This window comes from uncultured Dokdonia sp., from assembly GCF_947492535.1.
Taxonomy (GTDB): Bacteria; Bacteroidota; Bacteroidia; order Flavobacteriales; family Flavobacteriaceae; genus Dokdonia.
In genome coordinates, this window is record NZ_CANLNH010000004.1 from 265,451 (window position 1) to 287,865 (window position 22,415).

The 22,415-nt window shown below is 35.8% G+C and carries 22 protein-coding genes; 15 read left to right on the top strand and 7 right to left on the bottom strand.

The features are described 5' to 3' along the window. Positions 1-2 precede the first annotated feature (2 nt). From Q1A60_RS07530 to Q1A60_RS07575, 10 genes are all read left to right on the top strand, one after another. Positions 3-245 (top strand): NifU family protein, encoded by a 243-nt coding sequence (locus Q1A60_RS07530; protein ID WP_299763943.1) that lies wholly within the window; start codon positions 3-5, stop codon positions 243-245. A 110-nt stretch (positions 246-355) separates the two neighbouring features. After that, the gene (locus Q1A60_RS07535; RefSeq protein WP_299763941.1) at positions 356-1,408 is read left to right on the top strand and encodes an NAD(P)/FAD-dependent oxidoreductase; all 1,053 of its coding nucleotides are present in this window, start codon (positions 356-358) and stop codon (positions 1,406-1,408) included. Then, positions 1,408-1,644 carry a hypothetical protein gene (locus Q1A60_RS07540; protein WP_299763939.1) on the top strand — a complete coding sequence of 79 codons (237 nt, stop codon included), beginning with the start codon at positions 1,408-1,410 and terminating at the stop codon, positions 1,642-1,644. The genes Q1A60_RS07535 and Q1A60_RS07540 overlap by 1 nt, the downstream gene beginning before the upstream one ends. 1 nt (position 1,645) lies before the next feature. Further along, positions 1,646-1,975: a 2Fe-2S iron-sulfur cluster-binding protein gene (locus Q1A60_RS07545; RefSeq protein ID WP_299763936.1), complete on the top strand. Its 330-nt coding sequence runs from the start codon at positions 1,646-1,648 to the stop codon at positions 1,973-1,975. A gap of 112 nt (positions 1,976-2,087) precedes the next feature. Further along, complete coding sequence (locus tag Q1A60_RS07550; RefSeq protein WP_299763934.1) at positions 2,088-3,176, top strand: tetratricopeptide repeat protein; 1,089 nt, start codon at positions 2,088-2,090, stop codon at positions 3,174-3,176. Between the two features lie 54 nt (positions 3,177-3,230). Further along, positions 3,231-4,421: an AraC family transcriptional regulator gene (locus Q1A60_RS07555; protein WP_299763932.1), complete on the top strand. Its 1,191-nt coding sequence runs from the start codon at positions 3,231-3,233 to the stop codon at positions 4,419-4,421. Positions 4,422-4,567: 146 nt separating this feature from the next. Beyond that, positions 4,568-5,053: a DoxX family protein gene (locus Q1A60_RS07560; RefSeq protein ID WP_299763930.1), complete on the top strand. Its 486-nt coding sequence runs from the start codon at positions 4,568-4,570 to the stop codon at positions 5,051-5,053. Between the two features lie 5 nt (positions 5,054-5,058). Continuing rightward, entirely contained in the window at positions 5,059-5,442 is a 384-nt protein-coding gene (locus tag Q1A60_RS07565) for a hypothetical protein (protein ID WP_299763928.1), read from the top strand. Positions 5,443-5,496: 54 nt separating this feature from the next. Continuing rightward, positions 5,497-6,384 (top strand): DUF2807 domain-containing protein, encoded by an 888-nt coding sequence (locus Q1A60_RS07570; protein WP_299763926.1) that lies wholly within the window; start codon positions 5,497-5,499, stop codon positions 6,382-6,384. After that, positions 6,384-6,953: a hypothetical protein gene (locus Q1A60_RS07575; protein WP_299763924.1), complete on the top strand. Its 570-nt coding sequence runs from the start codon at positions 6,384-6,386 to the stop codon at positions 6,951-6,953. The genes Q1A60_RS07570 and Q1A60_RS07575 overlap by 1 nt, the downstream gene beginning before the upstream one ends. A 2-nt stretch (positions 6,954-6,955) precedes the next feature. On the opposite strand, the gene Q1A60_RS07580 is transcribed toward Q1A60_RS07575, so the two are convergent. Further along, positions 6,956-7,852 (bottom strand): metallophosphoesterase family protein, encoded by an 897-nt coding sequence (locus Q1A60_RS07580; RefSeq protein WP_299763922.1) that lies wholly within the window; start codon positions 7,850-7,852, stop codon positions 6,956-6,958. Between the two features lie 261 nt (positions 7,853-8,113). Between Q1A60_RS07580 and Q1A60_RS07585 the strand changes: the two genes are divergently transcribed. Next, entirely contained in the window at positions 8,114-9,139 is a 1,026-nt protein-coding gene (locus tag Q1A60_RS07585; RefSeq protein WP_299763919.1) for a tetratricopeptide repeat protein, read from the top strand. A 54-nt stretch (positions 9,140-9,193) separates the two neighbouring features. Here Q1A60_RS07585 and Q1A60_RS07590 read toward each other — a convergent pair whose 3' ends face one another. The 4 genes from Q1A60_RS07590 to Q1A60_RS07605 are packed head-to-tail and all read right to left on the bottom strand — an operon-like array spanning position 9,194 to position 12,294. After that, the gene (locus Q1A60_RS07590) at positions 9,194-10,372 is read right to left on the bottom strand and encodes an acyl-CoA dehydrogenase family protein (protein ID WP_299764389.1); all 1,179 of its coding nucleotides are present in this window, start codon (positions 10,370-10,372) and stop codon (positions 9,194-9,196) included. 60 nt (positions 10,373-10,432) lie between these two features. Further along, positions 10,433-11,221: a methyltransferase gene (locus Q1A60_RS07595; RefSeq protein ID WP_299763916.1), complete on the bottom strand. Its 789-nt coding sequence runs from the start codon at positions 11,219-11,221 to the stop codon at positions 10,433-10,435. Positions 11,222-11,232: 11 nt separating this feature from the next. Next, positions 11,233-11,757, bottom strand: coding sequence for a ribosome maturation factor RimM (gene rimM, locus Q1A60_RS07600; RefSeq protein ID WP_299763914.1), 525 nt, complete (start codon positions 11,755-11,757; stop codon positions 11,233-11,235). 18 nt (positions 11,758-11,775) lie between these two features. After that, complete coding sequence (locus tag Q1A60_RS07605; RefSeq protein WP_299763912.1) at positions 11,776-12,294, bottom strand: 30S ribosomal protein S16; 519 nt, start codon at positions 12,292-12,294, stop codon at positions 11,776-11,778. A gap of 131 nt (positions 12,295-12,425) precedes the next feature. Here Q1A60_RS07605 and Q1A60_RS07610 point away from each other — a divergent pair, with 131 nt between their 5' ends. Together Q1A60_RS07610 and dnaE are read left to right on the top strand one after the other, a co-directional pair. Next, positions 12,426-13,241, top strand: a complete 816-nt coding sequence (locus Q1A60_RS07610) for a DUF6252 family protein (RefSeq protein WP_299763909.1) — start codon at positions 12,426-12,428, stop codon at positions 13,239-13,241. Between the two features lie 141 nt (positions 13,242-13,382). Beyond that, positions 13,383-17,768, top strand: coding sequence for a DNA polymerase III subunit alpha (dnaE, locus tag Q1A60_RS07615; RefSeq protein WP_299763907.1), 4,386 nt, complete (start codon positions 13,383-13,385; stop codon positions 17,766-17,768). A gap of 231 nt (positions 17,769-17,999) precedes the next feature. Here the strand turns inward: dnaE and Q1A60_RS07620 are convergent, their stop codons facing one another. Continuing rightward, a complete protein-coding gene (locus Q1A60_RS07620) occupies positions 18,000-18,761 on the bottom strand; it encodes a hypothetical protein (protein ID WP_299763905.1) in 762 nt (253 codons plus the stop codon). A gap of 76 nt (positions 18,762-18,837) precedes the next feature. Here Q1A60_RS07620 and Q1A60_RS07625 point away from each other — a divergent pair, with 76 nt between their 5' ends. Together Q1A60_RS07625 and Q1A60_RS07630 are read left to right on the top strand one after the other, a co-directional pair. Continuing rightward, on the top strand, positions 18,838-19,545 hold the full coding sequence (locus Q1A60_RS07625; RefSeq protein WP_299763903.1) for a DUF6503 family protein: 708 nt from the start codon (positions 18,838-18,840) through the stop codon (positions 19,543-19,545). A 108-nt stretch (positions 19,546-19,653) separates the two neighbouring features. Continuing rightward, on the top strand, positions 19,654-21,621 hold the full coding sequence (locus tag Q1A60_RS07630; RefSeq protein WP_299763901.1) for a T9SS type A sorting domain-containing protein: 1,968 nt from the start codon (positions 19,654-19,656) through the stop codon (positions 21,619-21,621). Between the two features lie 234 nt (positions 21,622-21,855). Here Q1A60_RS07630 and Q1A60_RS07635 read toward each other — a convergent pair whose 3' ends face one another. Further along, entirely contained in the window at positions 21,856-22,293 is a 438-nt protein-coding gene (locus Q1A60_RS07635; protein WP_299763899.1) for a hypothetical protein, read from the bottom strand. Positions 22,294-22,415 lie beyond the last annotated feature (122 nt).

Sequence of the window (22,415 nt, forward strand, 5' to 3'; positions counted from 1 at the left end):
GTATGACAGATCAAGAATTAACTCAAAAAGTAGAAGATGCACTTGAAGAAATCAGACCATTTCTTCAAAGTGACGGAGGCGATATTACCTTACTTGGTATTGATGAGGGTACAACAGTTCGCGTACAATTAGAAGGCGCATGTGTTGGATGTTCTGTAAATCAAATGACATTGAAAAGTGGTGTAGAGATGACTATAAAAAAGCATGCCCCTCAGATTGAAAGTGTTATTAATGTAGAAGCTTAGAGATAGCCTTACTAGAGATGTGTTTGTAAAACCGCTTTCGCGAAATCGAACTAGTGAGATTCACGACCAAAAGGGAGAGTGTAACGATAAAGCGTACGTAACAAAAATCAATGATTAAAACAGATATACTTATTATAGGAGCAGGTCCCACAGGACTTTTTGCTGTTTTTGAAGCCGGACTTTTAAAATTAAAATGCCACCTTATTGATGCCTTGCCACAACCAGGAGGACAATGCTCAGAAATTTATCCTAAAAAACCTATTTACGATATTCCTGCATTTCCAGAGGTACTTGCAGGAGACTTGGTAGACAATCTCATGAAACAGATTGCACCTTTTCAACCTGGATTTACATTAGGAGAACGTGCACAAACTATAGAAAAACAAGAAGACGATACTTTTATTGTTACGACAAATAAAGGGACGAAACATCATGCGCCTGTTGTTGCAATAGCAGGAGGTTTGGGAAGTTTTGAACCGCGTAAACCTATTCTAGAAAACATTACTCATTTTGAAGATAAAGGAGTCGAATATATTATTAGAGATCCTGAGTTTTATAGAAATAAAAGAGTCATTATTGCTGGAGGTGGAGATAGCGCATTAGATTGGAGTATTTTCTTATCAGATGTAGCAAGTGAAGTAACGTTAGTACACCGTCGTAATGAATTTAGAGGAGCGTTAGATAGTGTTGAAAAAGTACAAGAATTAAAAAACCAAGGAAGGATTACCTTGATTACGCCTGCAGAAATTATAGCGCTTTCTGGAAATGATCACCTTGAAAGTGTTACGGTAAAAAGAGGCGAAGAAGAAAAAGAAATTAAAGTAGATCATTTTATTCCATTATTTGGATTAGCTCCTAAATTAGGGCCTATTGCAGATTGGGGACTTGAGATTGAAAAAAATGCCATTAAAGTAAATAATAGCCTTGATTACCAAACCAATATCCCTGGCATTTATGCTATTGGAGATGTAAATACCTATCCTGGAAAGTTAAAACTTATTCTTTGCGGTTTTCACGAAGCTACACTCATGTGTCAGAGTGCTTACCAACGTATTTTTCCTGATAAGCGATATGTTATGAAATATACAACCGTAGGGGGTGTTACTGGATTTGATGGAAGTAAAAAAGAAGCACCCAAAGCTGTTGTAAAAGCTATAGAGTAATGGATCAAATTATTACAAATGCTGAGGTTAGTACGGCTAGTATTATTGGCTTCTTTGTAATTGTTATTGTTGGAGGTTTCTTTCTTCATTTAGTACTTTCAAAAACAGGGATATATAAAAAGAGAGTCAAAGCAAAAGGATTTCTTGCAAAGTTTTTATACTTCGGTATATTTTTGATACTACTTTATATTGTATTGTTAGTTATTTTTGGGATTATTAAACTAATAGGTATTTAACATGTCAGATATTACGATACATATTACAGATAGAGAAGGCACTACACATCAAGTAGAAGCACCTATAGATATGAATATGAACCTTATGGAAATAGTGCGTTCTTATGAACTGGCACCAGAAGGAACCATAGGTGTTTGTGGAGGCATGGCGATGTGTGCTTCCTGCCAATGTTATGTAGAGAGTGATCATGAGTTGCCTGAAATGTCTGATGATGAAGATGCGATGCTTGCCGAAGCTTTTTATGTTGAAGATAACAGCCGACTTGGCTGTCAAATACATATGGATACAGCATTAGAAGGACTTAAAGTACGATTAGCACCAGAAAGCTAATATTAGATGCGTCTTTAAAGACTTCATTATGATGCTTTTAAAAAATAGTTGAACGGTTCTTAGCGTGTTTAGATACATTTTGTATATTTAAAAGAATTAACAGCCCCAAACAATGAATTCAGTATATAGATGCGTATGTGCATTATGTATGCTATTTACTTTATCTGCTAGTGTAGCTCAAGAGTCAAAAGTGGATAGTTTAAAGTTGCTTCTAAAGGAGATAGAATATCCTATAGAAAAAACAAATCTGTACAACGAAATTTCTGTTTCTTTTTATAACTCCCAATTATATATTGATAGTGCGTATTATTATAACCAAAAAGCATATCAAATAGCAAAAGAGTATAGCCTTCCTGATAAAGAAGGAAGAGCCTTATTTAATTTTGGTCTAATTCACACAGAAACAGGTGAAACGGGTTTAGCCATTGAAAATTACTTAAAAGCATTATTCATCTTTGAAAGGCTTAAGGATTCTCGAAGCATCAGTGTGATCAATAGTAGTATTGCTGCGTTATATTTTACAGAAGAAAAATACGATAAAGCGATTACTTTTTTTAATAAAGCAATAGAGATTTCTACCCGAAATAAAGATAGTGTTGGGATGGCTATTGATTATGCAAATCTAGGGGAGACAGAATATAAAATAGGGAAATATATAGCGGCAAATAAACACTTGAAACTTGCAAAAAACCTAGCAAAGAAAAAAGGATTAGCATTTCCTTCATTAAATATTTCATGCGGTAATACATTATTTGCTTTACAAGAAGCAGATAGTGCCATAGTAGAAGGAAAGAAAGGGTTGTTGCTTGCTCAACAAGAAAATGATATCAAAAGTATTTCTGAAGCTTCAGATTTATTATATCGTATTACATATACTAAAGAAAATTATAAAGAAGCATTGGCTCATTATAAGCGCTTTGTGATGTATAAAGATAATTTGAATGTTGCAAAAGACACAAATACAATAGAAAAACTAAAACTAAATGCTGAGATACAAGCAAAAGAAGAAGAGCTGTCTCGAATGCAGCAAAAAGAAAAATATTTAAATATTATTTATGTACTTGTGGGGATTGGGGTTATCCTGCTTGTATTTTTAGTGTCTAGGCAAGTTAAGGTAGTTAAAATGGCTCAAGAAGTTCATGATATCCAAACAAAACTTGTAGGAGAAGAGCTTAATGAACGTAGTATAAAAAATGAGTAGTTAGCTTATTTTTTAAAACAGGAGTTATATCAAAGATTTTTATAACTTTGGATAGTGTTGACCAACTTTCTTATAGAATTTCCTAATTTCAATTTATACAGTACACCACTTCTTATATTGGTGATTCAAGGACTTGTTTTTTCTTTTTTACTATTCGGAAAATATAAAAAAGAAAAAAGCATATCCTATCTGATTTTAGCTTTTATTCTCCTTATTACGTGTTACCATCGTACCACCTATACCATTGGATTTATGGATTGGTATGATACTTTTAGAAATACAAAGATTAATTACTACCTAATTAATTTTGGACTCATCGTTGTTCCTCTTATTTATTTTTATGTAAAAAGTATAACAGTATCAGATTTCACTTTTAAAAAACAACACCTTTGGCATTTTGTGCCAGGCATTCTCTATTTTTTAATTAAGGTAGTTATTCTTATTTATGATGCTAATCAACCAGGGTTTTCAGAAACACAAAATGGATATTTAGTTCAGAATTTCCAATGGAAGTATGTAGATCCTTTTCAATCTGCATTTTCTTATATTCAAATGATTGTGTATATCGTTTTGACACTGCAGTTATATGCAACCTATCGTAAAAATATCCAGCAATATTTTTCAAATACGTATACATTAGAACTTAATTGGATGCGTAACTTTTTACTGATATATACACTATTGTTTATATATGATATTGGGCAGACGCTTGTAGATATGACCATCACAGAACTGAGTTGGATTCAGAAATGGTGGTTGCAGTTTCTAAATGCACTTGCGATTATTTATATAGGGATAAAAGGATATATCACCGATACAGATAAGCTAAAGGGATTAGATTTTAATGCATCAACGGCTGCCACATTTAATTCAGTTTCTGTCACTAGTGAGCCTTTACTTTCAGAAGAGGTAAAGAAAAATAAACAGGTTGTTCGTGCGTATTTTGAACAAGAAAAACCCTATTTAGATCCTGATTTAAATTTAATTACGCTTTCGCGAAAGCTTAAGATGTCCCGTTCCCAATTATCTGAAGTGATCAATGATGGGTTCGGTAAAAACTTTAACGATTTTGTGAATACCTATCGAGTAGAAGCTGTAAAGCAAATGCTGAAAGATGGGAAACAAGAGCAATTATCATTACTTGGTATTGCACTTGAGTGCGGTTTTAATAGTAAAGCTACATTTAATCGTGTTTTTAAGAAGCTTATACAAACGTCCCCTACAGAATATATTAAATCTCTATAAATAAGAGGTTTATGTCAAACACCTGATATGTTGAAATACAAAATAAGACGACTCAAATCGTATTTGAGTCGTCTTAGTACGTTTTGAAGCGTGAGAAATAGCTAATGGTTGCACTTTTGACCTATCGAATCAAAAGAACAACCGTTATGAAAAAAATAATCAAAATACTTATTACGCCAGTTACACAAAAACATTGGTTTGTAGATCTCACTTTTGCGATTATTCGATTTGTATGTGGCGTATTACTTTCTGTAGATTTTGGATCAAGCAAGTTTGGAATGCCTTGGACGCCCGATGGACAAAATTTATCTCTTTTTGAAGTATCCGCTTGGTTTCCAAAAGATGTAGCTGAATACGGAGGCATCTTTGCGATGATGCCCATTTTCTTTGCTTGGATGGGTGCTTTTAGTGAAGCGGTAGGAGGTATCTTTTTAGCGTTTGGATTTAAAACAAGAATTGCCTCCTTTCTCATTATATGTACAATGCTTGTAGCCATTTTTATGCAAAAGTGGAGTCAAGGTACATGGGCTATGTTGCCAGCAATGGGATTCTTATGGATAGCCATCTACCACACATACTTAGGATCAGGGCGCTTTGGTGTAGACTATTTAATTTCTAAAAAACTAAACTAATACATATGAAAACATATAAAATAATTACCCTATGTCTTGTACTTATCTCTTTGGTAAGTTGCGTACAAGAAGAGCATCTTAAAACAGTCACTTTTAAAGTAGATATGACAGCCGTTAAACCCATCTCTCAAGTAGGTGTAAAAGGAGAGTTTACAAATCCACCCTGGAAAGAAATACTACCTCTTACAGATACAAATCGCGATGGAATTTATGAGCTAACAGTATCGCAAACTACTGCTGTAAGTAACGTGGAGTTTAAGTTCGTACACAATGGAATCTATGAACTTCTAGGTAAGGACAATAGAAAACTTCATTTTGAATACAAACCAGAAACACTCGTATATGAAGGTGTTTTTAATAACCCAGATGCAAAACAAACAAATAAATAATTAATGCTTTCGCAAACCTGCCTATCAGCAGGAGCGCACTAAAAACAATAAACAATGAAAAAACTATATGTATTGCTTATGATGGTCGGGATGACCACTATGGCACAAGTAAAAGGAAACAAGGAAATTAGTAGTATTACAATTCCTGTAAATAACCTTACAGATCTAGAAATGACATTATATGCCGATGTAGAAATAGATCAGAATGCAACTGCAACTATGACAATAACAACAGATAGCAATTTGTTAAACCTGATAGATACGGAGATTGTTGGAGGAACGATGAAATTAGCTCAAAAAGAATGGATCCAGCCGTCTCAAAATATTAAGATCTCGATTGGGGCTCCGTTACTTAAAAGATTACAAGTTGGCGTTCATGAAACCGTACTATTTAAAAATATACAACGCCAGGAAGTCTCTCTGATAGCCATTTTAGGCACTATCAAAGCCAGTGGAACAGCAACGTATGCACGTATTTCTGGAGAAGCAGGAACAGTAGATGCTGCGGCTTTAGAAACACAAGAAGCATATATCAATATGTGGGGAGATGGGAAAGCAATTGTGAACGCGTCTCAAACCATTGATGGGGAGCTCAATGAAGAAGCTCGTATAGAATTAATAAATCAACCCACAGAACTTAAAGGAGATGTAAAGAGAAAAATAAAAAAGTCACGATTTGCAAAGAGCGATGATAAAGGAAGGTATATAGATGTTAAAATCAAAAATAACTCATGGAATCGTAATCATTTTGTCGTAAAAGGACCTAAAAAAGATGGAGGGCATTTCGGGTATGGTTTCCCTATGATGCCAGGCGCCGTTAAAAAAGAACGCTGGACTGTGGGAACCAAAGTATATAAAGTAAATAAGTTAGGAATTAAGAAGCTTTTAATTACCATAACAGCAAAAGACGAAGGGAATACAGTTAAATTATTTGAGGACTAATGAGATTATTACAGAAAATAAAACGCTTAGGGAAAAAAGGAAATACAAACCTTATTGTAGCTGGCAGCGCACTTTTTATAAGTGCCTGCGCGCTACTTATCTCTGTGCAAGAGATGCGTATTATGCGTACTCAGCAAAAAGCAACGATGTATCCATACCTCACTATGGGAATGTTGTACAATGGCGAAGGGTTTGGCTTTGTACTCAAAAATAGTGGAAACGGGCTTGCAAAGATTAATTCGTATAAAGTAGCTAATGACAGTATACATTTTAGAGATTGGTTTGATGTTCTCCAGACAGTAATGCCAGAAGCTCAAAACATAGATTATAATATTATAAATACTGCGGGAAACATAAGAAAACAAATGATCACTCCAGGCGAAGAAGTAAACTTGATATTTCTTAAGTGGACACCAGAGACTCGTATTCTTGAGAAACGCATTCAGGATTTAAAGATTGAGATTTGTTATGCTTCGCTCTTAGAAGAACACTGGAAAATAGAAGGTGGTGTGCCGATAGCACAAGAAAAATCCTGCGATATTGAGGTTGAAAAAGAGTTTGGGTTTTGAAACTATGTAGTTTTATAAGCGATTAATTGTTGAGGTCCTTCCAATAAAACACGACTCACGCGTAAAGTCCCGTCGCTATGTGTATCAATATGCCACTTTATTAATGAGATAGCCCCATTTTCTATTTCTATTCCAGTAATACTCCTAGGATGTACACAGCTTCCATCATTAAAAAAAGCAATGTCGCCAGGTTCAGGAAAACGAGGTCTATGTGTGTGACCTACAATAGTCATAAGATTTTTATTATCCGTAATCCATTTCTTTAGACGACGTTCTACTTTAATAAGTTCTTTGTAATTTTTTGCAGGACTTGTGGGGTCAGAAATACCAAATATTTGTAATGGTTTCCATAACACCCTCACCAAGAATCTATTAAAACGCCATCCGTGATAATTCATCCAGTCAGCCTGATGACCATGGCATAAAAAAAGTTCTTGTAGTGTGTCACAATGCTTTAAAACAATAGCTTCATGGTATTTTAAATCGTTAAAAAGAATCTCTTCCCTATCATCTTTAGGATCAAAATAGGTGGTAAGGTGTTTCTGTATGTATTTATGATCTCGATACACCATATCATGATTTCCCCATATTAAATGAAGTCTATTTTCAAGATGAAATTTTTGGAGTAAATGATATACATTTTTATGAGCTCTGAGAATACTTTCAAAAGAACTATTTTCCCATAATTCATCACCGTCTCCTAGTTCGTAATAGGTAAACCCTTCTTTGTAATAATGCGTAAGTGCATGGAAATAAATGTTTTCATTTCTGGCAAAATCATCTGCAAAGCTTTTGTCACCTCGATGACAATCTGAAAAGAAAACCATTTTATCAGCATTACTAAAGTGAATCACTTTAGCGTTTTTATAAGCCCTATCTAATCGTTGACGAGAGTTCATATCGTAAAGATGCAAAAAACTATTTAAGTACGACTATATAGGGTTTGTTTTCTTATATAAGTAACTAGAAATATGTTTAATGCTTCTTGTAAGAAAAAAGAAAGGATCACTTTTAGAACTATTTATTTTGTATATTAAGCAAACAAACTAACCCCTTAAGGTTTGAATATAATGAGTTTCTCTACATGTAAAAGACGTACTTTATGGTTCGTTTTTGTTAGTTTTTTCTTTGTGATTACAAGTTATTGTCAAACTAATAACTTGGATCGCCTAAAGGCGACTCTAGAAGAAATAAATAATAAGAAAGAAAAACTTTCTATACTTCAAGAGATTGCGTCTATAAATAAAGATAGTTTAAAAAACTCTGCTGAAGCATATGTCTATTATGATAAAGCAAGAGTTGCCGCTATTCATCAAAAGGACACTGTAGCTCTTCGAAATGCCATTTACAACTTAGGAGAAATCCTTATAGAAATGGAAGAGTATGATATGGCTATCACGTATTTTAATTCAGTTAAGAAAAACCTTATTGAAAAGGAAGGGCCATCTGAAATACTAGCATTAGTATATAAAAGTCTAGGAGAGGTCTATATCAGAAAAGAAGAGTACGATACAGCAAATGGTTTTTTAGATAAGGGAATAGCTTATGCCGAAAAAATTAAAAATGATTATCAAAAGGCATTAAACCATGTCTATAAAAGCGAAGTGTATTATATGCTCGACGATTATGCGTCTTCAGAAAGACAGATAAGTACAGCTTTTTCATTTTATGATCCTGATAGTGTTCCTATGATAGCGCATTATTTTAAGGGAAAACTATTATATAAGTTAGGAGATAATCAAAATGCAATTTTATGTTTTCAGAAAGCTGTTGCACTCGCTGAAGAAGAAAATAATATTAATATCAAATCAAAAACATTACAATTACTTGCAGATGTATACTTGTCTTCAGGTAATAGAGAAATGGCATTTGATTACAGTAAAAATGCGCTAGTACTTGTAGATAGTCTTAATGATATCAATAAGAAAACAGCACTATCTCGCATAGGGTATATCCATGCGTTTGAATCTATGCTAGAGAAAAATAAGGAACAACAGTTAAGAGAAAAAGCAGAACAACAAGAGGATAAAAAAAGAAGAATGATTATCTATGGAATATGTACGCTTGTTGGGATCTCACTTATTGTCTTATTTGTATACAGACAGAATAAGGTAATGCGTATGGTAGCAGATATGCGGAAGGCACAAATGGAGCTTGTGGAGAAAAAACAACAAGAGTATTCATAAAAACAAAAAAGCCGAATCCTATTAAGATTCGGCTTTTTAATATATAATTTGTTTTTACTTAAAAGCATTTTCACCTGTAATATCAAGTCCTGTAATAAGGAGGTGAATATCATGTGTTCCTTCATACGTAATAACACTTTCTAAGTTCATCATATGTCTCATGATGCTATACTCTCCTGTAATACCCATCCCTCCTAGGATTTGACGAGCTTCACGAGCAATTTTTATAGCCATATCCACATTATTACGCTTTGCCATAGAAATCTGTGCAGAAGTTGCACGACCTTCATTTTTAAGTTGCCCTAAACGAAACGCTAATAATTGTGCTTTTGTGATTTCAGTAATCATTTCAGCAAGCTTCTTTTGCTGTAATTGGAAGGCTGCGATTGGTTTTCCAAACTGAATACGTTCTTTTGCATAACGTAAAGCCGTATCGTAACAATCCATAGCGGCACCTATCGCTCCCCAAGCAATCCCAAAACGTGCAGAATCTAGACATCCTAATGGGGCTCCTAATCCTGATTTGTTAGGTAATAAATTCTCTTTAGGAACTTTTACATCTTGAAAAATCAATTCTCCAGTGGCACTCGCACGTAGTGACCATTTGTTGTGCGTTTCTGGGGTAGAAAAACCTTCCATATCACGCTCTACAATAAGACCGTGTATACGTCCTTCTTCATTTTTTGCCCATACTACGGCAACATCACAAAATGGAGAATTAGAAATCCAAAGTTTGGCTCCATTTAAAAGATAGTGGTCGCCCATATCCTTAAAGTTTGTGACCATTCCTCCTGGATTAGAACCATGATCAGGTTCGGTAAGGCCAAAAGACCCCATCCATTCTCCAGAGGCAAGTTTTGGTAAATATTTTTTACGTTGTTCTTCAGTTCCATATTTCCAAATAGGATACATCACAAGAGATGATTGTACAGAAGCAGTAGATCGTACACCAGAGTCTCCTCTTTCGATCTCTTGCATGATCAATCCGTAAGAGATTTGATCAAGACCTGCACCCCCATATTCTTCAGGAATATAAGGCCCAAAAGCACCTATCTCTGCGAGTCCTGGAATAATAGATTTAGGAAATGTTGCATTTTGTGCTGCTTCCTCTATAATTGGGGATACATCGCGCTTTACCCAAGCACGAGCAGCATCACGTATTAGTTTGTGTTCTTCAGTTAAAAGATCGTCAAGATTGTAGTAATCTGGCGCTTCAAAAAGATCTGGTCGCATGGTTTTATTTTTAGTAGACACAAATGTAACGAAAACGTTTTCTATGCCCCAATATCACCTCTACATTTTTAAGTAAAAATCTTTCACTAAGGCAATATAAGCGTCAGTATATTCATGTCTAGCATATTCTATGATAAGTTCTTTCGGGAGTACGCTTTCGCGAAAGCGTATAAAGTCGCCTTCTATATCGTGAGGAATTTGTTCCAAACGTTGAAACGCTAACATACTTCTTTTAATAGGACTCTCTAAATTTCCTTTCACATGGGTGATGCGTGTTGGGAATAAATGAGCGCTAGACGCTAATGCAATAAAGTCTTCTTCTCTATGATGCGGAATGATGACGTTGAATACTCCTGTTTCTGAAAGTAATTTGGCGACAGCACCTATTAATAATTCGAAAGGCATTGTATCTTCAAATCGTGCCTTTTTTCTAGCTTCAGACATTGTGTTCTCTCCCTCTGGAAGAGATGCCGAAGGCAGAGAGGGTGTTTCGTAAAAAGGGGGATTGCTTATAATAAGGTCGTAAGTGTCTTCTATTTCGGTTGCAAACTCATATAAATGCGCATGATAACAAAACAACCGATCGCCCCAGTCACTATTCTCAAAATTTTCTGTTGCCTGCTCATAAGCATCATCATCAAGTTCTAATGCGTCTATTGTTTCGGCATAGCTTCGTTGTGCCATCATCAAGGCAATAATACCAGTTCCTGTGCCTATGTCAAGAATAGATTCAGGATTATGGTCTATAGATGCCCAGGCACCTAATAAGACACCGTCGGTCCCTATTTTGGCGGCACATCGATCTTGTGCGACTGTAAATTGCTTGAATTGAAAAGGCTTTTGTGCCATGTGATATATACTTATAGGTAGAGATCTATAAGTCCGTCAGGAACTTGAAGTAAGATCGTTTTTTTATCGCGATCTAGTTTTTTTATAAAATCATCAATCATAGGAATGAGTACTTCCTTGCCATCTCGTTCTATTTCAAAAATAGCTTGAGAAGTCGTGTCGTTGATGTTTTTAATAGTGCCAATCTCACCAAAATTCTCATCAATGGCTGTATATCCTATAATTTCGTGAAAATAGAATTTGTCTCCATCCAATTTAGGAAGCATATCTAAAGGAAGATATAATTCGGCTCCTATCAGATCATCTGCATCTTGTTCGGTATCTACATCTTCGAGTTTGAAGCGTAGTAATGTAGATTTGTGGAGTTGAGAAGATTCTATAAAAAAAGGAACCAGATTCGGGTTAAAATCCACGAATACTGATTCCAAATTTGTATACATTTCGGGTTCGTCTGTATCTAGCTTTGCTAGGAGCTCCCCCTTGAAACTATATTTTCGTACGATTTTACCTAGATAGAAGCATTCTTCTTTCTTCATCGTGCAAAAATATAATGATTACTCTTCAGAGTCTGCTGCTGCCTCAGTAGCTTCTGCTGGTGCATCTTCTGCATCTGCTACTACTGGTTCAGGTTGTGCTGCTGCAATACGAGCTTCGTTTACAGCTTGCTCAGCTTTAAGTGCTTCTGCTTTTGCTGCTTCTGCCGCTTTAGAAAGATCTCCTTCTTTAGAAGCAATTTTTGATGCTTTTTCTTCTACCCAAGCATTAAATTTTGCTTCAGCTTGTTCTTCTGTAAGTGCGCCTTTACGAACACCTCCAGCTAAATGGTTTTTAAGCATTGCTCCTTTATAAGAAAGAAGACGCTTAGCAGTTTCAGTTGGTTGTGCACCATTCTGTAACCATTTTACAGATCCGTCAACATCTAATTCGATAGTTGCAGGATTTGTGTTTGGATTATAAATTCCTAATTTTTCTAAGAATTTACCATCTCTTTTTGAGCGAGCATCTGCCGCTACGATCCAGTAAAAAGGTTTTCCTTTTTTACCGTGTCTTTGTAATCTAATTTTAACTGACATAATTTGAATTAATTTTTGAGGTACCCGACCTCAGATTTAATTAGGCGTGCAAAGATAACACAATTTTTTAGCCTACATTACGTTATTTACTTTTTTATAGTACATTTGTCACTAAACCTATTTATGTAATTATGAAACGCTTATTCCCAATCCTACTACTGTCCCTGTTTATCTTTTCATGTTCTAATGACATTCAAGATAACAGCCCCGCATTACAAGCCGTTGTAGATACTGTTCTTGTTAGATCTGCAGATAGCAGAGCCGTATTTAATGATGACGGAAGCCTTTTAATACAAGGAAATACTGATTCGCAAACCATAAACATATTAATTAACTCCTTAAATCAGACGCAAGTTGAATTAGGTGGGGATAATCCAAATACAAATATAGCATCGTATACAGATGAGTTTGGAAATGTGTTTTCGACAGCGTCTTCTAGCGCAGACGGACAGGTGAATTATGAAATTAATGGTGATAATACAGTATCTGGAACATTTAATTTTACAGCATTACGTAATGCTAATCAAGATACCATTACACTAAGTAGAGGATTTATGTTTGGGATTCCTATCCTTACAGAGTTAGGAGATACACCAGATATGAGTACTAATGATTCATTTACCGCGAGAGTAAATTCAGTAATATTCAATCCGACGATTATCGCTGCTGTTGAGGCAAACCTTTTAACTGTTGCTGGTCAGACACAACAAGCATCTATTTCAGTGCTTTTTCCGCCAGATACACCTCCTGGGACGTATGATATTGCTCCAGGTACAGATTTTAGAGCAACCTATACCTTATTATCAAATAATACAGTATTAGAAGCGCAATCAGGAACCTTAACGATTGTTGCAAATGATACAGACGCTGATGAAGTGTCAGGAAACTTTGTATTTGAAGTAGATGGGTTTTCAATTACAGACGGAGAGTTTTCTGTAAGCTACTAATATACAGGTGAAAAATACTAATAAAAAGGGCTTCATTTCGAGGCCCTTTTTTAGTGTATAACATTTAATAACTCATCTGTAAAAAGTACTACGCTATCTGAAGATTTTTAGTACATTTCTTTGTTATAAATACGCATTCGTATGTACTTGATTTTTGATACTGAAACTACGGGATTACCTAAAAATTGGAATGCCCCTATTACCGATTCTGATAACTGGCCACGAGCAATACAAATTGCTTGGCAGTTACATGATGCAATGGGCAATGTAATAGAACATCAGGATTATTTAATTAAGCCTGATGGATTTGACATTCCCTATGATGCAGAGCGTATTCATGGTATTTCGACAGAGCTAGCTGCGCAAGATGGTATTCCATTACAAGAAGTATTAGAGAAGTTTAATATAGCGCTATCAAAAACAAAATATGTTGTAGGTCAAAATGTGGGATTTGATGTGAATATTATGGGAGCAGAGTTCCATAGACAAACACTTCCTAACGACCTTCAAGAATTACCTGTATTAGACACCTGTACAGAGACCACAGCACAATTATGTCAAATCCCTGGAGGTAGAGGCGGTAAATTTAAATTGCCTACACTTACAGAGCTGCATAAATACTTGTTTGGTGAAGGTTTTGGGGAAGCACATAATGCAACAGCCGATGTGGAAGCAACTACACGTTGTTTTTTTGAACTTATTCGTACACGAGTTTTTACAAAAGAAGAACTAGACGTACAACCAGATTACTTTGAAAACTTCTCGCAAAGCAATCCGCAGCCTATCCAATTTATTGGACTGAAGCATATTAATCTTAAGAAAGCGTCTGAGAAGATTAGGAAATCACTTCAAAAAGATGAAGTGCCTGAGATTTCAAAAACAGAAATAGCAGATAATGAAGCGCAAATGGCAGAAGTTGCCTTTGCACACCTTCATAATCATACACAATTTTCCATTCTACAATCTACTACAAACATTCAAAACCTAGTAGATGCTGCTGCAAAATATAATATGCCAGCAGTTGCCATGACCGATACTGGAAATATGATGGGGGCTTTCCACTTTGTAAAAGCAGTAAAAAATTACAATAAAGGCGCAAAAGCAAAAAATGAAGCAGCTATTGCAGAAGGGAATGCCCCTGAAGCACAAACCATAAAACCTATTGTAGGTTGTGAATTTAATGTGTGTGTAGACCACACAAATAAAAGTCAAAAAGATAACGGATATCAAATTGTGATGCTCGCCAAAAATAAAAATGGCTACCACAATCTGGCAAAAATGGCATCTATCGCTTATACCGATGGATTCTATTATGTCCCACGTATTGATAAAAAAGTTGTAGAACAATACAAAGAAGATGTGATTGTGCTTACAGGAAATCTCTATGGAGAAGTGCCGAGTAAGATTTTGAATGTAGGAGAGAAACAAGCAGAAGAAGCCTTAGTTTGGTGGAAAGAACAATTTGGAGATGATCTCTATGTAGAGCTCATGCGTCACGGACAAGAAGATGAAGATAGGGTGATGCCCGTACTGGTTACGCTTTCGCGAAAGCATAACATTAAATTGATAGCGTCAAATAATACATTTTATGTAGATAAAGAAGATGCCGAAGCACATGATATTCTGTTATGTGTAAAAGATGGAGAGAAAGTAGCAACCCCGAAGGGTCGAGGACGAGGGTATCGTTATGGATTGCCTAATAATGAATATTATTTTAAAAGCGCTGATGAAATGAAAGCGCTTTTTAATGATCTTCCAGAGGCGATTATCAATGTACAAGAAGTTGTCAATAAAGTAGAGGCTTTTGAATTAGCTCGTGATGTACTCCTTCCTGCTTTTGATATTCCTGAAGAATTCTTATTTGAAGAAGATAAATTAGACGGAGGAAAACGAGGAGAGAATAAGTTTTTGAGGCATCTTACATATGAAGGTGCCAAAAAACGATATGGAGAACCTTTGTCTGAAGAGGTGATAGAACGTTTAGACTTTGAGCTTGATGTTATTGAAAAGACAGGGTATCCTGGATATTTCTTGATTGTGGAGGACTTTATACGAGAAGCCCGAAACATGGATGTGTCTGTAGGTCCCGGACGTGGATCGGCAGCAGGAAGTGTGGTGGCGTATTGTCTTTGGATTACCAATATCGATCCAATGAAGTATGATCTGCTTTTTGAGAGATTCCTAAATCCGGATCGTGTAAGTATGCCCGATATTGATATTGACTTTGATGATGAGGGGCGTGGTCGTGTTATGCAATATGTAATTGATAAGTACGGAGCCAATCAAGTGGCTCAAATTATCACCTATGGTACCATGGCTGCAAAGTCATCCATACGTGATACCTCAAGAGCATTAGATTTACCCTTAGGAGATGCAGATCGTATTGCAAAGTTGATTCCTAATATGTCTAAGCTTAATAAGATCATAGGTAAAAGTGAACAAGAGCTTAGAGCGAAATTCAGAGCTGATGATTTGGTCAAAGTAAATGAGCTGATTAATCTTTCTGAAGGAGATGATTTGGAAGGGAGAATGTTACGTAAGGCAAAAGAACTAGAAGGTTCTATGCGTAATACAGGAATTCATGCCTGTGGAGTCATTATTACACCAGATGATATTACAAAATTTGTTCCTGTAGCCACCGCAAAAGATTCTGATTTATATGTAACACAGTTTGATAATTCGGTGGTTGAGGAAGCGGGGCTCCTTAAGATGGATTTCTTGGGTCTTAAAACCTTAACACTGATTAAAGATACAGTGAAGTTGGTGAAATATCGTCATGATGTAGATCTCGATCCAGAAAATTTCCCGTTGGATGACGAGAAAACCTATGAGTTATTCCAGCGAGGAGATACGGTAGGGATCTTCCAATATGAATCCCCTGGAATGCAGAAGCATATGCAGTCTTTAAAACCAACAGTTTTTGAAGATCTAATTGCAATGAATGCTTTATACCGTCCAGGACCCATGGAATATATTCCATCGTTCGTACGTCGTAAACACGGAGAAGAAGATATTGAGTATGACCTTCCAGCGATGGAAGAATACTTAAAAGAAACGTACGGAATTACGGTCTATCAGGAGCAGGTGATGCTTCTTTCTCAAAAGCTCGCCGATTTCACCAAAGGTGAAGCCGATGTTCTTCGTAAGGCGATGGGTAAAAAACAAATTGCAGTACTGGATAAGATGAAGCCTAAGTTTATTGAGCAGGCTTCTGCAAAAGGTCATGATGCCGAAAAACTAGAGAAGATCTGGAAAGATTGGGAAGCCTTTGCTGCCTATGCATTTAATAAATCACACTCTACCTGTTATGCTTGGATTGCCTATCAAACAGCTTATTTAAAAGCACATTATCCAGCCGAATATTTAGCTGCAGTACTTTCTAATAATATGAATGATATCAAGCAAGTTACGTTCTTTATGGAAGAATGTAAACGTATGGGACTTGAAGTATTAGGCCCAGATGTCAATGAATCCTTTAGGAAGTTTACCGTAAATGATAATGGCGCAATTCGTTTTGGAATGGGCGCTGTAAAAGGTGTAGGAACAGGAGCGGTAGCAACCATTGTAGAACATAGACAAGAAAGTAAATACAAATCTGTATTTGATTTTGCACGTCGTATTGATTTACGTGCTGCCAATAAAAAAGCCTTTGAAAGTTTAGCGCTTGCGGGAGGATTTGATGAATTAGGAGAAACACACCGCGCACAGTTCTTCCATGATGAAGGCGATGGGATTACGTTTTTGGAGAAAGCCGTAAAATACGGAGCGCGTCATCAGGAAAACGAAAATAGTGCGCAAGTAAGTCTTTTTGGAGAAGCAAGTGAAGTGCAAATTCCAGAACCTGTTGTCCCACCTTGTGAAGAATGGGGGACGATGGAAAAACTTCGAAGAGAAAAAGAAGTGGTAGGTGTCTATATTTCTGGACATCCGCTAGATGATTTTAAAACAGAAATGGAAACCTTCTGTAATGCAACAGTATCGCATTTTAATAACATGGAAGCTTATGTAAATCGCGAACTTACTTTTGGAGGGGTGATTACCGATGTACAACATCGTATTTCTAAAAATGGAAAAGGTTGGGCAGCCTTTACAATAGAAGATTTTATGGATTCTTTTGAATTCAGAATGTTTGGTGAAGAGTATTTGAAATTACGTCACTTTTTGATTCCTAATACCTTTATTCATGCGAAGGTTTTTATCCGAGAAGGGTTTGTCAATAGAGATACAGGGAGACGAAGTGATCCGCGTACACAGTTTAATAATATCCAGCAATTACAAGATGTAATGGATACGTATGCTAAGAAACTTACGATCAATATTGATATTAATGAGATTGCAGAAGCACGTGTGCATGAGATAAAAACGATTTTGGATCAACATAAAGGCGATAATAAACTACATTTTCAGGTATTTGAACCTAAAGAAAAATTATATGTCCGTATGCCGAGTAAGAAGCAGAAGGTAAATATAACTCAGGCGTTATTGGATGCTTTAGAGGAAAATTCGGTGCATTATAAATTGAATTAGCACGCTTTACCGTTTCACTCTCCCCCTGGTCGTGAATCTGCCTGCCGGCAGGCAGGTCTCGCAAGCTCGATTTCGCGAAAGCAGATATCTTTTTTAACTCGTTGTGCATTTTGGTGAATAGTTGGTATTAGTACACGTTATCTTCATTCTTTTCCTCAAATCCTAAAGGATGGAATAAAGATTTCTTTAATACCTTTTAAGGTGTGTAATCCATAGTTAACGTAAAACAAATTAAAATCCTGTTACCAATAAGTTACGAGCTCCACGCATGCCACATTTTTGATAGTGATTATAGGCTTGTGCGGCAAGTTCTCGTATTTCAGCATCGTTTTTTTCTTGAATCCAACCATCCAATGCCCATTTTAAGGTGTAAGCTTCTGGCGCCATGAGTCCTGTTGTCCAGACTAATGGAGTCGCGCCCGTTTTTTCGAAATAGGGTTTAAAATATTCTTTGCTGTAACAAGCAAGTATAATAGCGTCTTTGGTAGAAGAAGTATTTTTTGTAATAGCAATGTCTAATTGAAATTCCATAAGCCCATCATGGCCTATATAACTCACTAAATCTGCTTTTCCTCCAAAGTCTATTGATTTGTCATCTATCGTAATAGACGAAGAAAAATCACCTGAAGAAGCTTTTAGAAAATCAATAGTGGTCTGTTTGATGTGTTTTCCATCATAGGCATCTGCGAGTAGGTAGGTGTTTGTAGTGGTGTGTTTAAAAAGTACACGTTCTAAAATTTGAGGATTTTCTGAAGGAATAGATTTGATAAATGTCCAATCGTTACTCTTTTTAAAATGTGTTTTTACGCCATATAGCGCACCCCAATATAAGTTCGTTCTAGGGCTTTGACCATTCCCTAATGTTTTAGGAACAGAAACAATCCCTTGATTTGCATTATCGCATAGCGCTACAAATACATGAACGGTTTTAGGCGATGTGTTTTGAGCAAATAGGCTTGTTGAGAATAAGAGTAAGGCTATATATTTGATCATATAGGGATAACGTGTGTAATTGTGGTTTGGTATCATTCCAATATAATCATACATTGTATATTCAATTAACAACCACATGAAAACAATCTTGACAATCCTGTTGGGTGTATTTGCACTATCTGCAACAGGTCAAAATCTAACAGCAAACCAACTTTTAGAAAAAGCAATCACCTATCACGATCCAAATGGAAATTGGGAAACCTTTTCTGGACTTTTGAATATAGAACTTGAAATGCCAGACAGACCTGCTAGATTTAGTCAGGTGCAAATTGATTTACCCAATGAGTTTTTTAGATTAACAATGTCGATAGAAGGAAATCATACAACACGTGTAGTTGATAAAGGAGTATGTACATTTACATTGAATGGAAGTGATAAGGTATCTGAAGAAGACATAAAGAAACATCGAGGTGATTGTGAACGCTCTACCATGTTTAAAAATTACTACACCTATTTATATGGACTTCCCATGAAACTTAAGGACCCTGGAACCCATATAGATCCTGTAGTGCAAAAAAAGACATTTAAAGGGAAAGAGTATTTGGTGCTTCGTGCGACCTATGATCAAGAAGTAGGTTCTGATATCTGGCAATTTTACTTTAATCCTACTACATATGCCATGGAAGTGTATCAGTTTTTTAAAGGACCCGAAGAAACCACAGGAGAATATATTCTTCTTACGGATGAGATGGAAATAGGAGGGATTAAAATGCCTAAAGATCGTGCTTGGTACTACAATAAAGACAATGGATATTTAGGAACGGACAAACTGGTGAAAAAGTAAGCTACTTCGACAGGCTCAGTATACCATTTCGCGAAAGCAAATATAGTCGTTAGCCAATTCTAAAGAGTGAAATTCATATATTTAACAGCTACTTGAAAAATATATGATATGATTAAAAAAATTACTCTTTTTGTAGGCTTACTATATGGTGTATATATAAATGCACAAATTATAAATGAGCCTCCTTACATTCTAACTGTAGATGAACTTAAGGAATGGACGCAAAATGGTCCCACGGCAGATCCCATTCTTATAGCAGACGAGCCGCTAGCGATACGTTTTGAAAATACGGAGACGCAATTAAATCCAGATTTACCGAATGATATGGAAATTGCCTATTTGCCAGATGGGATGAATAATTTAGGAAATTACGGGCAAGAGCAATCACAATTTAACCTCTATAATTTCACCAATTGGTCCTATATAGATAAATTAGTTTGGTTTGGGGGTACAGCTAGTCAGACAGTTCAATTACCATCAGCACCTTGGGTAAATGCAGCCCATCGTAATGGAGTGAAAGTATTAGGTAATGTTTTTTTTGCGCCTAACCAATTTGGAGGGAGCACAGCAACATTAAATAATTTTTTAGAACAAGACGGTGATGGTAATTTTCTTGTAGTTCCTATTATGGTAGAAATTATGCAATATTACCAATTTGATGGGTGGTTTATTAATGAAGAGACCAACACAAATTCCACCACGGCAGGGCTTATGCAAGATTTTTTAAGAGATCTTACCACAGCAGTAGAAGCTGTAGGTAAAGAAGTAATGTGGTATGATGCGATGCTCTTGAACGGTAGTGTGAATTGGCAAAACAGGCTTAGTACAAGTAATAGTGTTTTTGTGCAAAACGATACTGATGGTGATACGTCTAATGGATTTGAAGATCGTATCAGTAGTCATATATTTATTAACTTTTTCTGGAGTTCGATGGCATTTCCAAATGCATCAAGAAACAGAGCAAATACCATAGGGAGATCTTCTTTTGAAGTATTTACAGGAGTAGATGTTTGGCCAGGGAGAAATCAAGCGCGTTTTCAAACAGGAGGTAATAACTGGATGTCTTTGATGCATGACGATCCTACATCTCCAATTACATCTTTTGGGTTATTTGCACCAAATTGTGTGTTTAATAATGCTGAGTATTCTACATTTAATACAGATCCAAATGACTATGCGAATTTTTATAGTGAAGAGCGACATATGTTTGCGGGAGCAGATAGAAACCCAAGAATAGTAGACGCTTCAGGATTTAGAGGGTATTCAAATTGGGTGCCTGCAGCTTCGACCATTACAGAAATTCCTTTTGAGACTAATTTTAATACGGGTCACGGACTTAATAGATTTGAAGAAGGAGTACTTGTAAATAGTGCTTCTTGGCATAATATGAATGAACAAGATATTCTTCCAAATTGGCAATTTGCTTTTTCAGAAAACGGATTACTTTCTGCAACTTGGGATTTTGAAAATGCCTATAATGGAGGAAGTTCGTTGCATCTGCAAGGGAGTTTGAATGCAGGAGATCCTTTGGATTTGTTGCTGTATAAAACACAGCTTTTGGTTACTGGAGATACAAAAATAGATATTATTTATGATCAAGTTACTAATGATGGGACGAGCCTTATTGTAAAGGTTTCTTTTGCAAATGAATCTATAGATGACGCGCGTTTCTTTGTAAATGTAAACGATGATAATGGATGGTCAGGAATTACATTCTTTTTAGATGAATTTATTGGCGAAGAAATAGACACCATTGGTCTTGAGTTTCTTTCGTCAGATGGGACAACAAATTATGATGTTAATGTAGGAAACATCGCTCAGAATACAAATGATGTTCAGGTATATTATACTTTACATAGAGATAACCCAATTACACTACAAATTAATTGGTCATCTGCACAAGAATTATCATATAAAATGTACAGTGTAGAAGGTAAATTAGTAGCTCAAAATAGTATTTCAAAACAAGAGCAGTCTAATTATGAATTATTTACTAATACCATTACTTCTGGGATTTATTTATTAGAGATAAGTGATGGAGAAACACAAATTGTTAAGAAAATACATGTAAAATAAGAAGGTTCAAGATGAGTCTTCTTCCAGAAAAGCTCCCTTTTATTTGTAAGAGGGAGCTTTCTATATATAATACTAAGTGCGCTTTCGCGAAAGCGTATCCTGTATCATCACTTTATTAATGAGTGTTTACTGTTTTCTGAAGCAATAACTCATTGTAGTTCTGAGTGGTAAGATATTCTTCTTGCAATTGTGTTGCAAAGGATACAATTTTAGCTACATCTCTATAGGTTGGATCTAAAAGGCATCGTTAAGATTTGAATCTGTAATGGTAAGTGCGATGTACCAGTTTCCTGTTCTTGAAGTGTATATATCCTCTAAAATAGGTTCGCTATCATTAGCTATTAAAGTAGCATCTAAAGCAAGCGGCACTAAATTAATCGTTTGTGTCGTTTTTTTTGTTTCGTAAAATGATAAGAAATAACGTCTGTTTTCTATAAGTATCGGAATGTTATTCTCATCAGTATCTGTGTTGGTCTGATACTTAGAGGTTATAAAGTGATAAAATTCATTGGCGTCTTTAGGATCTGTAAACACATAGGTGCGTTGTTTAGGAAGTGAACGCTTAAATTTCTTTGCTTTGTAAACTTTTCCCTCCTCTAAATTAGGTGCAATCTGTAGTGGTATACAGGAATAACAAATAGATAGAAGGAGAATGTAGGATATTCTTTTCATAGGTGTAGTTTTAGTCTTTGGGATAAAATCAAAGACTATGCCATATAGAACAAACAATATCTCCTATGATTAAAAATGATCTTTACAGTATTGTATTGAATACACGTTAATGATTCAGTATC

What these genes read in the sequence shown, in the direction of transcription:
- Q1A60_RS07605 (WP_299763912.1), bottom strand. Translation starts at nt 12,294, where the DNA reads ATGTCAGTTAAAATTAGATTACAAAGACACGGTAAAAAAGGAAAACCT.
- Q1A60_RS07540 (WP_299763939.1), top strand. Translation starts at nt 1,408, where the DNA reads ATGGATCAAATTATTACAAATGCTGAGGTTAGTACGGCTAGTATTATT.
- Q1A60_RS07595 (WP_299763916.1), bottom strand. Translation starts at nt 11,221, where the DNA reads ATGGCACAAAAGCCTTTTCAATTCAAGCAATTTACAGTCGCACAAGAT.
- Q1A60_RS07530 (WP_299763943.1), top strand. Translation starts at nt 3, where the DNA reads ATGACAGATCAAGAATTAACTCAAAAAGTAGAAGATGCACTTGAAGAA.
- Q1A60_RS07625 (WP_299763903.1), top strand. Translation starts at nt 18,838, where the DNA reads ATGAAAACAATCTTGACAATCCTGTTGGGTGTATTTGCACTATCTGCA.
- Q1A60_RS07630 (WP_299763901.1), top strand. Translation starts at nt 19,654, where the DNA reads ATGATTAAAAAAATTACTCTTTTTGTAGGCTTACTATATGGTGTATAT.
- Q1A60_RS07620 (WP_299763905.1), bottom strand. Translation starts at nt 18,761, where the DNA reads ATGATCAAATATATAGCCTTACTCTTATTCTCAACAAGCCTATTTGCT.
- Q1A60_RS07560 (WP_299763930.1), top strand. Translation starts at nt 4,568, where the DNA reads ATGAAAAAAATAATCAAAATACTTATTACGCCAGTTACACAAAAACAT.
- dnaE (WP_299763907.1), top strand. Translation starts at nt 13,383, where the DNA reads ATGTACTTGATTTTTGATACTGAAACTACGGGATTACCTAAAAATTGG.
- Q1A60_RS07580 (WP_299763922.1), bottom strand. Translation starts at nt 7,852, where the DNA reads ATGAACTCTCGTCAACGATTAGATAGGGCTTATAAAAACGCTAAAGTG.
- Q1A60_RS07635 (WP_299763899.1), bottom strand. Translation starts at nt 22,293, where the DNA reads ATGAAAAGAATATCCTACATTCTCCTTCTATCTATTTGTTATTCCTGT.
- rimM (WP_299763914.1), bottom strand. Translation starts at nt 11,757, where the DNA reads ATGAAGAAAGAAGAATGCTTCTATCTAGGTAAAATCGTACGAAAATAT.
- Q1A60_RS07565 (WP_299763928.1), top strand. Translation starts at nt 5,059, where the DNA reads ATGAAAACATATAAAATAATTACCCTATGTCTTGTACTTATCTCTTTG.
- Q1A60_RS07535 (WP_299763941.1), top strand. Translation starts at nt 356, where the DNA reads ATGATTAAAACAGATATACTTATTATAGGAGCAGGTCCCACAGGACTT.
- Q1A60_RS07545 (WP_299763936.1), top strand. Translation starts at nt 1,646, where the DNA reads ATGTCAGATATTACGATACATATTACAGATAGAGAAGGCACTACACAT.
- Q1A60_RS07575 (WP_299763924.1), top strand. Translation starts at nt 6,384, where the DNA reads ATGAGATTATTACAGAAAATAAAACGCTTAGGGAAAAAAGGAAATACA.
- Q1A60_RS07590 (WP_299764389.1), bottom strand. Translation starts at nt 10,372, where the DNA reads ATGCGACCAGATCTTTTTGAAGCGCCAGATTACTACAATCTTGACGAT.
- Q1A60_RS07550 (WP_299763934.1), top strand. Translation starts at nt 2,088, where the DNA reads ATGAATTCAGTATATAGATGCGTATGTGCATTATGTATGCTATTTACT.
- Q1A60_RS07570 (WP_299763926.1), top strand. Translation starts at nt 5,497, where the DNA reads ATGAAAAAACTATATGTATTGCTTATGATGGTCGGGATGACCACTATG.
- Q1A60_RS07610 (WP_299763909.1), top strand. Translation starts at nt 12,426, where the DNA reads ATGAAACGCTTATTCCCAATCCTACTACTGTCCCTGTTTATCTTTTCA.